The organism is Rothia sp. HSID18067, from assembly GCF_003989445.1.
GTDB lineage: Bacteria > Actinomycetota > Actinomycetes > Actinomycetales > Micrococcaceae > Rothia > Rothia aeria.
The window spans coordinates 223530-238501 of sequence record NZ_RBMF01000003.1; the positions used below are offsets into that span (position 1 = coordinate 223530).

Consider the following 14972-nt stretch of genomic DNA (forward strand, 5'->3'; position numbering starts at 1 on the left):
GAGAAGCACTAATAATTATTAGTCTACTGTTGTTTTTTGTGGTTAAACCGTGAGTGCCCCTGCACAGCCGCCCGATACGTATCGAAAGTTTTCGGTACTCTTATCTCGTTCACTCTGCGCACCAACCACATATCAAGGAGCTGTCTATGGTGAGAAAGTTCATGGGGCAGGCAAGATGCACTCTTGCCACAGCGTTGAGTTTATCGTTAGTAACCACCACCGCCTTCCCGGTTTTCGCCGCAGATACACCGGATAGCAGTGTCCAGCAGGGCGCAGAAACCAGCAGAGATCAGAATATTATTAGCCCCTCAGCCGCCAGCGCATCGGGCGAAACAGCGGTTTTTGTGCAGTTCAAAGGCACCGGCGCCTATGAGCTCACCCGCCCCGCGACCGGCCGCGCCACCCGGGAGCAGAACGGGGCCAAACGGGATGAAGTGCGTTCCATCCACGCCTGGGTCAACGAGCGGGCACGCACGGCTGCTGAGGCCACCAGCTCAAAAATACTGTACACCACCGTGAACACGGTGCGCGGGGTCGGGCTCTACGGCGATATTGAACAGATCCGTAAGCTCGCGGCCCGGCAGGATGTGGCGCGCATTAGCGTTATTACGAACGTGCGGCCGCAGAACGCGGGTACCGCCGTGCACACGGATACGCTCACCACCTGGGCGCAGAAGAACAACACCGGCGGGTACGGGTACACGGGCCGTAACGTTACGGTGGCCGTCATTGATACCGGCATCGACTACACCCACGCCGATTTGGGCGGGCCCGGCACCGATGAGGCCCACCGGCGGGCGAAGGACTCGGCCACCCTGCCGGATGGGCTATACGATCCGCAGAAGCTTGTGGGCGGGTACGATATGGCAGGGGATGGCTACAATGCCAGCACTAAGGAGCATGCCCTGCCCATCCCGGACGCGAATCCTCTTGACTGCAGCGGGCACGGCACCCACGTGGCGGGCACTATCGCCGGGTACGGTGTGGCGGCGGACAATACTGCCTTTCACGGGGATTACTCCGCACTCAGCGCCGATGAGCTGCACAGGATGCGCATCGCCCCCGGGGCCGCCCCGGAGGCGCGCCTGGTGGCCTTCCGTATTTTTGGGTGTGCGGGAACGTCGGCGCTCACGCTGAAGGCTCTCGACCGGGTGCTTGACCCGAACGACGATGGGGATTTCAGCGACCGGGCGGATATTGTGAACCTTTCGGTCGGAACCGACTACGGTGTATTCGATGAATCGACTAACTATGCAATAGGTGAGTTGTACCGGCAGGGTGTTCTTACGGTGACCGCCGCAGGGAATGCCGCATCCCAGAACGGTGCTGGCGACACCTACTCTATCTCCGGTGGCCCGGCAACCAGCGCGTACGCGCTCACTGTGGCGAATTCTATGGGCGCCACGCAGTCTGCCGACCGGGTGAAAGTGCTCTCCCCCGCTGGCACAAGCGAAATATACGGCCGGTACACCACAAAGTATGATTATGCACGGCACAGGGAGGGTGAGCTCACCGGCCAGGTGGTGAAAGCCCCCGCCTCGAACCTGTACGGGTGTGCCCCGTTCACCGCTGAAGAGGCCGCCAGGCTCAACGGGAAATGGGTGTACCTTGACTGGGACAATACAAGCGGTGCCGTGCCTTGCGGTTCGGCGGTACGGTTCGCCAATGTAGAGCGGGCTGGCGGCGCTGGGGTGGTTCTTGGCACCAGGCAGCCGCTGACCGATATCGCCGGCACTGCGGCCCTGCCCGGGGTGCTGCTGCCCTCAGAGCAGGCCGAGAAGATCCGCCCAGCGCTGGCCTCAGGCACCCTCACCCTGCGACTAGACGATGCTCTCCGCACCGGTGCGCGCATCGAAACCGGGGCGGCGGATCAGCCTAACCCGGCATCGGCGCGGGGCGCTCACGGCTCGTGGGGCAGCATTAAACCCGATGTGTCTGCCCCGGGCACCGGTATCGCTTCAGCACGGGCGGGCTCAGGCGCAGGGGCCAGTACGCTCACGGGCACCTCCATGTCTGCCGCCGACGTCTGCGGGGTGGCCGCGCAGCTTGTGGAAGAGCACCGCAGCTACACCCCGCAGCAGCTTAAAGCCACCCTGATGAACACTGCCGCGCACCCCGTGCATGATGCCCACAACCGCCCCTACCCACCGGATCGGGTGGGTTCTGGCCGCATCGACTCCGCCAAGGCTGTGAATAACCGTGTGCTCGTCTATAATGCCGCCCGCCCGGAGCAGGTTTCAGACACGTTCGGGGTACTCGAATACGCCCCGGATGCGCCGGTGTCTGTTCTCCGCCGTGAAATGGTGGTGGAAAATACTGACACTATCGCGCACACCTACCTGCTTTCGTACACTGCCAGCACCGAAGTCCCGGGGGTTGCTTACTCCCTGCCTGAGAGCGTGACGGTGCCCCCGGGCGGGAGGACAACGTTCACCGTCACCCTCACCGTGGACCCCGCCGCCCTGGCGAAAACCGCTGAGGCGACCGCAAACACCACCCAGCGTTCCACCGGTGAAGACGGGCAGGTGGTTGCTTTTGGGGCGCGCCAGTATGTTACGAGCGCATCCGGGCAGGTGGTGCTCACCGAGGGCGACACTACGTTGCGGGTGCCGGTGCACGCCGCCCCGAAGCTGGTGTCACAGATGCGGGTGGCCGCTGCGGAGGTGCAGTTTGAGCGAGGCCAGCAGCAGGCGCAGCTGCCGCTTTCCGGTACGGGTGTGGATCAAGGCGGGTACCGGTCGCTGCTGGGGGCTTTTGAGCTGGGGGTCACGAGCGGGCATATTCCCACCGAGGACCTGTCGGTCAGCAGCGACCAGCGGGCAGATATTCAGTACGCGGGTGCCGCATCGGATGCTGCCGCACTGGCCGCCGCAGGCAAAAACCCGAACGATGGTTCGCTTTATTTTGGTATTTCAACCTGGGGCAACTGGTCCGAGGTGACCCCGCGCAGCACCTACTACGTGTTTATTGACACTGACGGGGACGGCACCAACGACTACCGCCTGCACACGATGCGCGCCGCCGGGGTGGACTACCCACTGGTGCAGCTCTCCCGGGCCGATAACGGCCGGTGGGTTCCGGTGGACGGGGCGCTCTACCCGCTCAATAACACCTGGGGCAGCACCGACACGAACACCATGGACAGCAACACCCTCATGATGGGGGTGCCGCTGCGGCTGCTGGGGCTGAGCGCCCAAAACCCGGGAGCTCTCTCATACACGGTGGCCACCACCTCCTCGTACGCCACCACACCCATTGTTGATGCGACCGAAGCGGTAAAGTTCAACCCGTTCACACCCGCCTTCTGGTTCACCGGTACCGCCTCAGGCGTGCCGGGGCTGTTCGTTGATGCGCCCAACGCGTCTTTGACGGTGCACCGCACCGAAGGGGCAGAAGGTAAGCTGCTTCTGCTGCACCTGCATAATTCCACTGGTAACCTGAACGGCGCCCGGGGTGCCACAGGTGATCGGGCGCAGGTGCTGAATGTCTCTGGGGAGAACACCCACAACACGGTGCGGGCCCGGTTTACGGACGTGAACGATGCGAACACAGCCACCCCCGACATTGACTGGCTGGCCGAACGCAGAATTACACGCGGGTACCCGGGCGGCACTTTCCACCCGGGTGAAGATACCGAGCGTGGGGCGGCCGCGGCGTTCTTCTACCGGCTGGCCGGTTCCCCCGCCTACACGCCCCCGCAGCAGTCGCCGTTTACGGATGTTCCCACAAACCACCCGTTCTATAAGGAGATCGCGTGGATGCACCAGGCGGGTATTACTACCGGCTGGGCGGATGGCACGTTCCGCCCGCATGAGGCTGCCACCCGTGAGGCCATGGCCGCGTTCTTCTACCGTGCCGCAGGCTCCCCCGCCTACACGCCCCCGGAGAAGAGCCCCTTTGAGGATGTGCCCACCGGTGCGCGTTTCTACCGGGAGATCACCTGGGCGTATGAGAAGAAGATATTTATGGAGGAGACTTCCCTGCTCAAACCTGCCGCCACGGTGCGGCGTGAGGCTGCGGCAACGATGATTCACCGGTACGCCCGGCGGGTGCTTCACCGGGGATAATTCTCGCCAGTGTGCGCATAAAGTTGTGGCCCGGATCTGTATAGTACAAATCCAGGCCACAGCTTCATTATTACCTGAGTGGACGGTAATTTTACTTATCCTTCAGAACCTTAAGGGTGGGAACCGGGTACTTGTAGTCCTCTCCCTTATTAGTTTTTACTGCTGCCACAATGTGGAAAATAAGAACTACAAGACCGGCAGGGATAATCAGCAAGTACATCAGGGATGCTATTCCCACCAGGGGAGAAACATTTCGAGATGTTGATGCTGCCGCGCCTGCCCCGAAGATAACGGCGCACACAATAATGTACACAATCGCCACAATGGTCCAGGTGAGCGCCAGGTTAAACGCGCGGGCGGCAGCAGCCTTGGTGCGACCATACCCGGTTTTATCTTTGTAAATGAACCAGAAGATCAGAGGCGCAAAAAGAGACAGGACCGGGGAAATGTGTGCAAACGTTGCCATGGAACGTGCGTCCGGGGCTTCCTGCTCGTAGGGCTGCTGCCCCATACCCTGCTGCATATTTGGGTTGTAGTTGTAGTTCGGCTGGTTGGGGTCAAAGTTCTGTTGACTCATAATGTACTTTCGGTCGGTTGGTCGGTGAATGGTACGGTGCGGTACGTACCATATCCGCAAGACTACCAAGATTTTGATGAATAGTCTTGTAGATACGCCACCCAACACCGTATATGTGTCACCCATCACTAACAGATGGTTTGGTGGGGGCGTTTTTTGAGTATTATGAGAGACAGTTCACCTATCCGTCTTCATCCAGTATTTTTATGTGCGGGAGGGGATACCGGTACTCATCCCCGCGGTTGGCGCGTATCGCCCCCATAATGGGGAAGATGAGGGCCAGAATTAGCATGACAGTCACGATCCCCAACACCGCTATAAGACCGATCATGAATACTACTGCGGCCACCGCCGCCGCATCTCGGCTACCGGCGGTTATACCCATCAAGACCAGAAAACTCAGCAGGCTAAAAGCAATCACCGAGAGCTCAGCAATCATTACGGTCATCGTAAAGTTAAACGCGCGGGCGCAGGCTCGCCTAGTAAACCCGTACCCGGGCTTATCTTTGTACACAGCCCATAGGATGAGCGGGGTGAACCCCCACAGCAGCAGCGAAAGGTGGGCGAGCATCGCTATAGTGTGGGCGTCAGCCGCCCGGTACTCAGCAGGGTAAGGATACTGGCCCGGGTAGGGGGCTGCATAGGGCACCGGTGCGGGCGGCTGCCCAACGGCGGGACCCTGGTAGCTCTGCGGGTAGGGGTCCGGCTGAGGCCCGCTTGGGTGATCCGGCTGCTCCGTTTTGTCGAGGTTAATGCGGGGGTCGTTGGGGTTTGAAGCAGGTTCAGTCATTGTGTCCTTCCTCTGAGATTGCGTCCCTATCTCAAGGATAAAGCTAAAAGGGGGCGCGCGGACAGAGTCAGTTCACATGCCACCACGTATCGGCGATACCCACCGGAACCGTGCGTTTATGCCGACTGCGCAGGTAGATGCTCTCCAACTTTTCGGCGACGACGGGGTCAATCTCTTTACCTTCCAGGTAGTCGTCGATCTGTGGGTAGGTGATGCCGAGCTCGTCCTCATCGGTGCGCCCGGGGATACCGTCGAGCAGGTCGGCTGTCGGCGGTTTAGCCCACAGCCGCTCGGATGCGCCCAGAACCCTCAGAAGCAGCTGATTCTGCCGCTTATTCAGCCCGGAAAGGGGCAGTATATCTGCCCCACCGTCGCCGAACTTCGTGAAGAAACCGGTCACGGATTCCGCCGCGTGGTCGGTGCCGACGACCAGCAGGGACGGGTCGCCAGCGAGCGCATACTGGGCGATCATGCGGGCACGCGCCTTAATATTTCCCTTATTGAAGTCGCTGATGGGCGTGCCCACGGCAGCCGTGTAGGCGGTGTCGAACCCATCGACCGCATCCGCAATATTGAAGGTGACGGTGCGGTCGGGTGCGATGAATTCGAGGGCTTTTTGTGCGTCTTCTTCGTCGACTTGGGTTTTATAGGGCAGGCGTACCGCCATGAACTGCGCTTGGTATCCTTCGGCGTTGAGTTTTTCGCTGGCGAGTTGGCTGAGCCTGCCCGCCAGCGTGGAATCGATGCCGCCGCTAATGCCGAGCACGAATCCGCAGGTGCCGGTTGCTTTCGCATAGTCGCAGAGGAACTGTACGCGCCGCTGTACTTCCTCACGCGCTTGCTCTTCGGTCATATTGGGGCGAACGCCCATCTGGGCCACGATTTTTTCCTGAAGTTCACGCATACCTCTAGTGTACGCGCAGGCGTGAGCCGTTATATTCCGGCGCCAACACTCCCAGCGGCCTGCCCTCCCGGTTCTGCCGATGCGGAAGCGCCCGCATCGGGGGCTGTTGCGGGCACGCGGGTGCGGCCCGTTACCGCGAACAGCACCACGCCGAGCGCGCACGAGGCCATCTGGGTTACCGGGAACGCCCAGGTGAGCCCGTCAAACCCGAACAGTGCCTCCCCCGCCAGCACCGTGATGAAGAAGAAAACACCCACGCTCGCGGTCATCACCACCGCAGCTGTTCCTTTGCCGCATGCCTGGAACCAGGAGATCCACAGCACCACCAGCGCGTGGAACACGGTCGAGCACAGCAGGGCCGTGAGCACCTTATCGCCCGCCTCAACCAGGGTGGGTCCGCCCGTCAGGTACAGCGCCCAGTCCCGGAAAAACCACACCGGGACGGAGAACACCGCCGAGGTGCCCACCGACAGCGCCACCGCCGTTCTCAGTGAGGCCCTCAGACGCTCCCGGTTCCGTGCCCCGTAGGCGTAGGCGAACAGCGGGATACCGCCCATGCAGATACCCATGCACAGGGTCTCTGGCACCATAATCAGCCGGATTGAGACACCGAATGAGGCGACTGCCGCATCCCCGTACTTGACCGCCAGGTTATTCAGCACCAGAGCTGAGGCCACCAGAAACAGGCTGGAGACCAGCTGTGAGGAGCCCACCGCCAGTACGGGTTTGAGCACGTCGGCGGAGAGCTTGAAATCGCGGGGAGATACCGAGAAGTTCTTGCTTTTAGCGGTCAGAAACAGCATGTAGTAGATAATGCACGCCAGGTTCGAGCCCATGAGCGCCCAACCAGAACCGGCTGCGCCCATGTGGAGCACACCAATGAGCAGCGCATCCAGCACCAGGTTGGCGAGCACGCCCCAGGCCAGCCCGTACATGGACTGTTTGGCGTACCCTTCGGCCCGCACCAGCTGCTCTAGGGTGAACATGCACATCCAGGGCGGGGCGCCAATGAACAGGATCGTCACGAACCAGCGGGTGGGTTCGTAGGTGGCGCCTGAGGCCCCCATAAAATGGGTGAGCGGGTCAATGAAGAACACGCCAATCAGGGCCAGCAGCACCCCGAACAGCAGGGACGCGTACAGCGCGAATGAGGTGACTTCGGGGATGCGGTCGGCTTTGTTCTCGCCCAGCAGCCGCGCCGTGAGGGTGGATGCGCCCACCCCGAAAAGGCCCGCCAGGGCGGTGATGACACCGATAACAGGAAAGCCGAAGATGAGGGCCGCCAGGTCTTCAACGGTGCCGAAGTGCCCCACAAAGTAGGAGTTCACCACATTGTAGATGGAGGTAATCGCCAGGCCGGTGGCCATGGGGATGCCCAGGGCCAGGAGGGCGCGCATGGGCGGGGCTGATTTGAGGTAGTAGATGTTTCTTTCGTCGCCGGATTCGAGGATTTCGGCCGCACGCGACGCAGGGGTGTTGTCGGTTGTTTCGTGCACGCGCGCCTCTTCCTTTGTGCTCGTTTCCGTGCGTGGGGTGTGGTTGTTTGCCTCGCTCATCATACCTCTATTGACGCGGCAGTAACGAACACCGCCTAAACCTTATGGTGTTTCGCTGCTGCAGCGCCTGTTGGCGGCGGTGAGGCTAGGCTTTTGCGGGGTCTTTCACTGCAGCGGTCTCGTTCGCTGCCGTGTCCTTCACCTTGGTACCGCCGGTTGCGAAGAAGAGGATCACACCCAGCACGCACGCCGAGATCTGGGTGAAGGGGAACGCCCAGGTGAGGCCGTCGAAGCCGAACCACATATTGCCGAAGATAACCGCAGGGAAGAAAAGCAGGGCAATACCCAGGGTCATGAGCGTGGCGGGCAAGCCTTTACCGGCGGCCTGGAACCACGAGACGAACACGATGCTCACGGCGTTGAAAACGGCGGCAAGCATGAGCGCGATCAGCACTTTCTCGCCGGTGGCGACCAGCGAGGAGTCGCCCACGAGCTCAAGAAGCTGGCGACGGAATATCAAAACGGGGGTGGTGAAGATAATGGAGGTTGCCACCGATACCATTGCGGCGGTTTTCAGCGCAGAACGCACGCGGTCTCGATTGCGAGCACCGTAGGCATAGGCGAAGAGCGGAATACCGCCCATGCAAATACCCATACACAGCATTTCAGGTACTATGTTCAGACGCATCGCCAGCCCAAAGGCGGCCACAGAATCGTCACCGTATCCTGCAGCAATATTGTTGAGCACCAGCGCAGAAACGGTCAGGCTTGCACTCTGAATCAGTTCGGCGGCACCCACGGCGAACACGGGTTTAATAATGTCGCCGGCGATCACAAAATCGCTGGGTTTCCAGGAGAAGTTGGGGCTCTTGCGAATAAGGAACTGCAGGTAGTACACCATGGATGCGGCGTTTGCGGCGAGCATCGCCCAACCGGCACCGGCGATACCCCAGCCGAGAACCGCAATCAGCAGAACATCGAAAATTGAGTTGATGACGACGCCCCAGATAATGCCGTACATGGACTGTTTGGCGTAACCTTCAGAACGCACCAGCTGTTCCAGGGTAAACATGCCGACCGAAAACGGCGCACCCACAAAGAGCAGGTGCACGAAGGTTTTGGTCGGCTCAAAGGATGACCCGGAGGCGCCCATCAGGCCGGTAACTGGGTCTGCGAACAGGAACCCGGCAATAGCGACCACCACACCGCAGGCGAGCGCAGAGTACAGGGCGAATGAGGTTACGTTGCGAATACGTGCCTTGTTGCCTTCGCCCAGCAGACGCGACGCCAGGGTTGATGAGCCCAGACCGAACACACCCGCAATCGCCATGATGATAAAGAAAACAGGTACGCCGTATCCGGTGGCGGCGAGCTCTTCGACGGTGCCGTAGTGCCCCACAAAGTAGGAGTTAATGACGTTGTAAATGCTGGTGATCGCCAGCCCTGCTGCCATGGGGATACCCAGGGAAAGAAGCGCTGTGAAAACGGGGGCATCTTTGAGTAGGTAGATGTTTTTGGGATCGTCCATATTGGGCATCCCGGGGCCTGCATCAGGTGCGGGCACAGCCGGGATGGCGCCAGTGGTGGAGGGCACGGTGCCTGTCACCGCTGGAACTGCACCGGTGACGGGCGGGTTCGCCTTGGACGGTGCTGCTGTGCCAAGTTTTGCGGCTGCGTTGGGGTTGTCTGCCGCGCCGGTATTTTCGGGCAGGGCGTGTGTAGGTTTATGTGTCATGAAGATGCGTTTCTTGGTCTGTGGAGTGCGCCCGTCTCTGAGGCGGCATGGCTCAGGTAATATCGGTCAGCGCTACATGCCGATGCGGGCAGGGGACTCTATTGTACCCATTTCCTGTTGAGAAGTAAGCTCTTCCTCCCACCGTTTTTCCTCCCGACCCTCTCCCCTGCTTCCCTCTCTCATCTCCCGCGCAAAAAGGCTCTTTATGTGAATAAAGAGAGTTTTTCAACGCTTTATTCACATAAGGAGCCTTTTTACATGCTAACGCTTTTAAAAGGGCATATTTTCTGTGTAAAGCATGCGGTAAAGTTATTAGTGCCCTCTTCCCGGAATGAGTCACCGGCACATTTCGTAGATAGTTCATTCCGTGATGACTCTCGGGGCGGATGAGCTGGAGCACCGCAGATTCCGAGCGCGCGAGGCACCAAATCTGCGTGCGGAAGGCGCGCAAGCGCGAGTAGACATGCCTCTCTACGAACTAGTAGAAACGGCTCAAGCGATCCTTATCAGCTACATCCTGGTTGATGGATCGGCTCAAGCCGTTTCACATATTGTAGGCTTTATCTCAGCTTGGCTTAAGAGCCTGAGGTAACAACCTGCTCACAAGGAGGAGCTTAGTAATTCCAACTTACTGGGCTCCTCCGCTATGAGTGTATCCTATGAAATATGGTTCCAGCTTAGCACACTGCCTCAGTACCATCGGGCTTCTGAGTGTTCCTTATACCCAGCAATTCTTGGTTTCTTAGGCAAGAAACTCGGGCAGCTTTTGTTCAAGCTCGGCGCAGGCACGCTCAACAGCGACGTCTGGGCCAATATTTGGATCCATGGTGCCTTCGGCACGCACAATATCGGTCGAATCGAACCCGAGCATCCCAAATGCGGTCTGCAGGAAGGGGTACGATTGCTCCCACGGTGCCAGCGGACCGGTGCTGTATACGGAGCCGCTTGACTGCACGAGCAGCGCTTTATGCCCGCCCATGAGACCCTGCGGGCCCTCCCGAGTGTACTGGAAGGTCTGCCCCGGCACGATGATGTTGTCCAGGTAGTCTTTCAGGCGTGAGGTCACCGTGAAATTGTGCATGGGCATGGCGATAATCACCCGGTCGGCCGCCTTGAACTGTTCGAGCAGCTCGGCATTGCGCGCAAGAAAATGCTGTGCGCCCTTGCTCAACTCTGCATCTTTACCATCCCCACTGTATGCGCCGTTAAAGACCGGCAGAGTCTCGGCAGTAAGTTCGGGAATATCCGCGTTGTAGAGGTTCAGCACGGTTGCATCCGGCAGTTTCTCGGTCAGGCAATCGACGAGGCGGTTGGTGCAATACGCGGTTTTATTCTGGGGATCCGGGTGGGCGTTAATAATAAGGGTCTGCATGGGGTCTCCTGGTGATTGAATAAGATATTGCAGAATTTACAAAAATCCGGGATGGATATTTCTATCGTAGATTGGGTGTAACGCTGGTATCAATGCTGAGTACTGGCAAAGTTATGGAATAACGCTTTATGACGCAATATTTCTTCTAGGGATATCCCTAGTGCGCGTGAAAAGAATTTAAAAATGGAAGAATCACATTTTTACGCATTCTCCAGAATCACACGAAATTTCCTTGTAAAGCATGCGGTAAAGTTATGAGTGCCCTCTTCCCGGAATGAGTCACCGGCACAGTTTGCAAATTTACATTCCGTGATGACTCTCGGGGTGGGGAGGAGGTGAGTAGGAATGCTGTTCTACGAGATAGTAGAAACGGCTCAAGCGATCCTTATCAACTACATTCTGATTGATGGATCGGCTCAAGCCGTTTCACATATCGTAGGCTTTATCTCAGCTTGGTTTAAGAGCCTGAGGTAATACCCTACTCACAGAGAGGGGCTGGTAGTTGGCGCTACCGGCTCCTCTTGCCTATAACAGGCATCCAGTTTGCAAATATGGTTCCAGCTTAGCACACCGCCCCTTACCCTCGAAGGCTGTTCTTCTGTAAGGAACCCGCGTAAATTCTCACTGATAAAACGTCATATACCTGTATATACTGGTAAACCCTTGACTTCAGGGAGGCCAACCGCGCAGAATCGCATGTACCTTTCGGGTAACGTTGAGACGAGGAGCAAGAAGTGTATAGGCGCATAGTGGCAAATAAAATACGCGCTACTTTCCAAGAAATTAACGCCGGAAACTATCAAGCGATGATTGATTCGTTGGCGGATTCTTTTCAATACCGATTTCATGGCAGTCACGCTCTAGGCGGCACCCGCACGAGTAAAAAGACCATGATCCTGTGGTGGGAACGTGTGAATCGTCTGTTGCCGGGTGCCCATTTTGACGTTCAGGATATTCTGGTCTCGGGTTACCCGTGGCGCACGCGTGTGGCAGTGCTGGCGCGGGTGAATGGCGATCTACCCGGTGGGGAGCGTTACCAGAATACGGTGTTTCAGTTTTTCACGCTCGTGTGGGGTAAGGTTACGTCGATAGAGACCTGCGAGGATGTGCAGATCTTGGAACGTGCCCTGAGCATCGTAGCGGATAACGGGCAGGAGGAGGCTCTGGCGGAACCGCTGGAGGATTAGAGCACGCAGGTTCGCTACACCTTTTCCTTCAGCTCTTTTTCGCATCCTCCAGCACCCGCATCAGCTCGGCGAGGCCTGCATCCAGCTGACGGCGTGTCTCAGCGGGCAGCTTTTCCAGAATACGCCGCTCGTTTTCCACGTGTTCGAAGACGACTTTTTCCACCAATTCACGCCCGGCGCCCGTTAGCTTCACGAGCATACTGCGGGCATCGTCCGGATTGGGGATGCGCTCAACCCACCCCCGCTTCTGCACCTTCTGCAGGCGGGTTGTCATAGTGCCCGAAGTAACCATAAGCGAGGCAAAAAGCTCGGTTGGGGTCAGAATATAGGGCGCACCCGCGCGGCGTAATGTCGCCAACACGTCAAAGGCGCCATTACTGAGATCATGGGCGGCAAAAACCTCGTCAAGGCGCGGCGCGAGCAGGATGGAGCATCGCCTAAGACGGCCAATCAGGGCCATATTTTCAGAAGCCAACTCGGGGAGTTCACGTTTCCACTGATCAATAATGACGTCCACGGCATCGGGGTGGGTACTGCGGGAACGGGCGCTCGACATATTCCTCCTAGAGTCGGCTCACTACTATTTTATCTTGCTTTCAAGACAAAAAGCGATTAGGATTTATCTTGAACTCAAGGCATCTATCCGACTGCGAAGAACTATGAAAAACCGTCTTCCTCTGCTGATCATCACGGCGTTCGTCCCCATGGTTTGGGGATCAACCTACCTCATCACCTCCGAGTTTCTGCCGCCCAACCGTCCCTTCACCGCCGCACTGATCCGCGTGCTGCCAGCAGGGTTGCTGCTACTGCTCATCACCCGAGAGTTCCCGCTCAAGAACGAGCTGGGCCGAATTATTCTTCTCGGCATCCTCAACATCGGCCTATTCCAGGCAATGCTGTTCGTCTCTGCATACCGCCTGCCCGGCGGACTGGCGGCGATTCTCAGCTCAACACAAACTATTTTCGTGCTCGTCCTCACCCGAACAGTTGCTAAGAAAGCGACTCCCGCATCGGCATGGCTTGCCGCACTTATGGGCATTATCGGCATTATTCTGCTGGTCGCATCCCCCAGCACCACCTTCGATGTGATTGGCATTCTCGCGGCGCTCACCGGGGCTGTCGCCATGGCGTGCGGAATTTTCTTCACCTCCATGGGCACATCGTCTCTCTCGACTCTCGCCATGACAGGATGGCAGCTGCTCGTGGGCGGAATATTCCTGCTGCCCATCGCCCTGCTGACCGAGGAACCACTGCCGCCGCTCACCGCCGCAAATATCGGTGGATACGCCTTCCTCTGCCTGGTGGGCACAGCGCTCGCCTACTGCGTGTATTTTCATGGGCTCTCGAAGCTGCCGCCCGCCGTGGTCGCATCCTTAGGCCCGCTCAGCCCGGTGACCGCGTTTATTCTCGGCTGGATTTTCTTGGGGCAAAGCATGACGCCGCTGTCGATGCTCGGCTTCGTGCTGGTACTGGCCTCAATAGTGGGGGTACAGCGCGCCATGATGGGCGCGCGGAAAGCGGCTCTTTCTCACACAAAATAGTTTTCCCGCCGCCCCACACACGACATAAAAAGGCTCTTGATGCGCATAAGCACCAAGAGCCTAAGGTAATTGTTCTACCCGTAGAGAGGAGTTGGCAGGTAGCACTACCAGCTCCTCTCGCCATAAGGCGTATAACTCATAAAGATAGAACCAGCTTAGCATACCGCCTCAGCGCGCCGATTAGCTGTCAGTCGTCTTAGGGGGCTCAGCATCATTCTCGGCTGTTTCCGCTTTGGTTCCGGCCGCTTGTGAGTTCCCCTCAGCACGGGCTTTCTCACGTTCCGCTGCTTCTCGTTTAGCTTTTGCCTGGGCATACAGTTCAGCTGAAGAACGATTAATGCCCGTGCCCTGCCCCAGTGACGGGTCGTTTGGGCGGTCCACCAGAATCAAGGTTGCGCACACCACCAGGGTCACGATAAACACGGCACCCCCCACACCCAAAGCCAGACCGATATTCGGCTTATTATGGGTGCCTCCGGTTGCAAAAACGAACACCGCAAAGAATGCCGCGAGCGCAAGCGCAGCAGCAATAATCAGCGGCCCTTTCACTTGGGCTTTGAGCCCCCGCGGGCGGTCTTCAGCCACGAACCCTCCTTTTGTGTGCGTCTAAACCAGTGTACGCGTCCACGGTTCCGCACCCATTATCCAGCGCCAACATTACGCCCCGGGCGTGCCTTCGGTACGTGCACCCAGGGCACCAACCAGCAGGAAAACACCCGCTATGAGCGCCCCGCCGCCGGTGATTCCCAGCACCGCTTTCGGCCCGATGTTCGCCATGAACGGTACGGCGAGTGCGGCTGCGAGCATCACCGTGCCCTCCAGCACCCAGTCACGCGCCGCGGCGATAACGGAGCGGTACCGCGCCCCCAGCAGGCCCTTCAGAAGGGCGCCAAGGCCAATACCGCCGCAGGTGGCCAGCAGGATTGGGGCAGGTGCATCAGGCTGGGCAATTAGTAACGCCCCGGAAGCGGCCTGCACGAGCGCAACCGAGATGAGCGTGGCACTGGTGGCCGGGCCGTAGCGTGTTCCACGTGAAACCCACCAGTGGGAGGCTCCGAGGGCAAGCATCAGCCCTCCAATGAGCAGCCTGTCGGTACCCCAGTCGGGGGTTTGAATAAAGATGGTGCTCAGACCAAAAAGCAGGTAGATGACTGCGTGCACGGCAAGTGCGCCCCGGCCCGATGCGGTGGCGCGGGTGGGTGAGCCGGGGGCCGGTATCTGCGGTGTGTGCTGCTGCGAGGTGGCTGGCTTATTACTCACGCATACCAGCATACCGTGCACAGAACCGCGGAGCACGACTACC

12 protein-coding genes are annotated in these 14972 nt (G+C 58.8%); 3 read left to right on the plus strand and 9 right to left on the minus strand.

Annotation, left to right across the window (positions count from 1 at the left end; all coding sequences use genetic code 11):
- Positions 1-146 precede the first annotated feature (146 nt).
- On the plus strand, positions 147-4067 hold the full coding sequence (locus tag D8M23_RS12295; RefSeq protein ID WP_274543025.1) for a S8 family serine peptidase: 3921 nt from the start codon (positions 147-149) through the stop codon (positions 4065-4067).
- A gap of 91 nt (positions 4068-4158) precedes the next feature.
- Here D8M23_RS12295 and D8M23_RS09835 read toward each other — a convergent pair whose 3' ends face one another.
- The 6 genes from D8M23_RS09835 to D8M23_RS09865 all read right to left on the minus strand — a co-directional run bounded on the left by D8M23_RS09835 (position 4159) and on the right by D8M23_RS09865 (position 10941).
- Positions 4159-4644 (minus strand): DUF4870 domain-containing protein, encoded by a 486-nt coding sequence (locus tag D8M23_RS09835; protein WP_006888032.1) that lies wholly within the window; start codon positions 4642-4644, stop codon positions 4159-4161.
- Positions 4645-4825: 181 nt separating this feature from the next.
- Positions 4826-5434, minus strand: a complete 609-nt coding sequence (locus D8M23_RS09840; RefSeq protein WP_126854628.1) for a DUF4870 domain-containing protein — start codon at positions 5432-5434, stop codon at positions 4826-4828.
- A 67-nt stretch (positions 5435-5501) separates the two neighbouring features.
- The gene (nadE, locus tag D8M23_RS09845; RefSeq protein WP_126854629.1) at positions 5502-6338 is read right to left on the minus strand and encodes an ammonia-dependent NAD(+) synthetase; all 837 of its coding nucleotides are present in this window, start codon (positions 6336-6338) and stop codon (positions 5502-5504) included.
- Positions 6339-6367: 29 nt separating this feature from the next.
- Entirely contained in the window at positions 6368-7894 is a 1527-nt protein-coding gene (locus tag D8M23_RS09850) for an MATE family efflux transporter (protein ID WP_233129315.1), read from the minus strand.
- An 85-nt stretch (positions 7895-7979) separates the two neighbouring features.
- Positions 7980-9569 carry an MATE family efflux transporter gene (locus tag D8M23_RS09855; RefSeq protein WP_126854630.1) on the minus strand — a complete coding sequence of 530 codons (1590 nt, stop codon included), beginning with the start codon at positions 9567-9569 and terminating at the stop codon, positions 7980-7982.
- 742 nt (positions 9570-10311) lie between these two features.
- Positions 10312-10941 carry an FMN-dependent NADH-azoreductase gene (locus D8M23_RS09865; RefSeq protein ID WP_126854631.1) on the minus strand — a complete coding sequence of 210 codons (630 nt, stop codon included), beginning with the start codon at positions 10939-10941 and terminating at the stop codon, positions 10312-10314.
- A gap of 749 nt (positions 10942-11690) precedes the next feature.
- Between D8M23_RS09865 and D8M23_RS09875 the strand changes: the two genes are divergently transcribed.
- Positions 11691-12128, plus strand: coding sequence for a nuclear transport factor 2 family protein (locus D8M23_RS09875; protein WP_238693844.1), 438 nt, complete (start codon positions 11691-11693; stop codon positions 12126-12128).
- A 28-nt stretch (positions 12129-12156) separates the two neighbouring features.
- Here the strand turns inward: D8M23_RS09875 and D8M23_RS09880 are convergent, their stop codons facing one another.
- The gene (locus D8M23_RS09880) at positions 12157-12684 is read right to left on the minus strand and encodes a MarR family winged helix-turn-helix transcriptional regulator (protein WP_126854633.1); all 528 of its coding nucleotides are present in this window, start codon (positions 12682-12684) and stop codon (positions 12157-12159) included.
- Between the two features lie 103 nt (positions 12685-12787).
- Between D8M23_RS09880 and D8M23_RS09885 the strand changes: the two genes are divergently transcribed.
- Positions 12788-13669, plus strand: a complete 882-nt coding sequence (locus D8M23_RS09885; protein ID WP_126854634.1) for an EamA family transporter — start codon at positions 12788-12790, stop codon at positions 13667-13669.
- A 180-nt stretch (positions 13670-13849) separates the two neighbouring features.
- Here the strand turns inward: D8M23_RS09885 and D8M23_RS09890 are convergent, their stop codons facing one another.
- Positions 13850-14254, minus strand: coding sequence for a hypothetical protein (locus tag D8M23_RS09890; protein WP_126854635.1), 405 nt, complete (start codon positions 14252-14254; stop codon positions 13850-13852).
- A gap of 72 nt (positions 14255-14326) precedes the next feature.
- Positions 14327-14929, minus strand: a complete 603-nt coding sequence (locus tag D8M23_RS09895; protein ID WP_238693845.1) for a hypothetical protein — start codon at positions 14927-14929, stop codon at positions 14327-14329.
- Positions 14930-14972 lie beyond the last annotated feature (43 nt).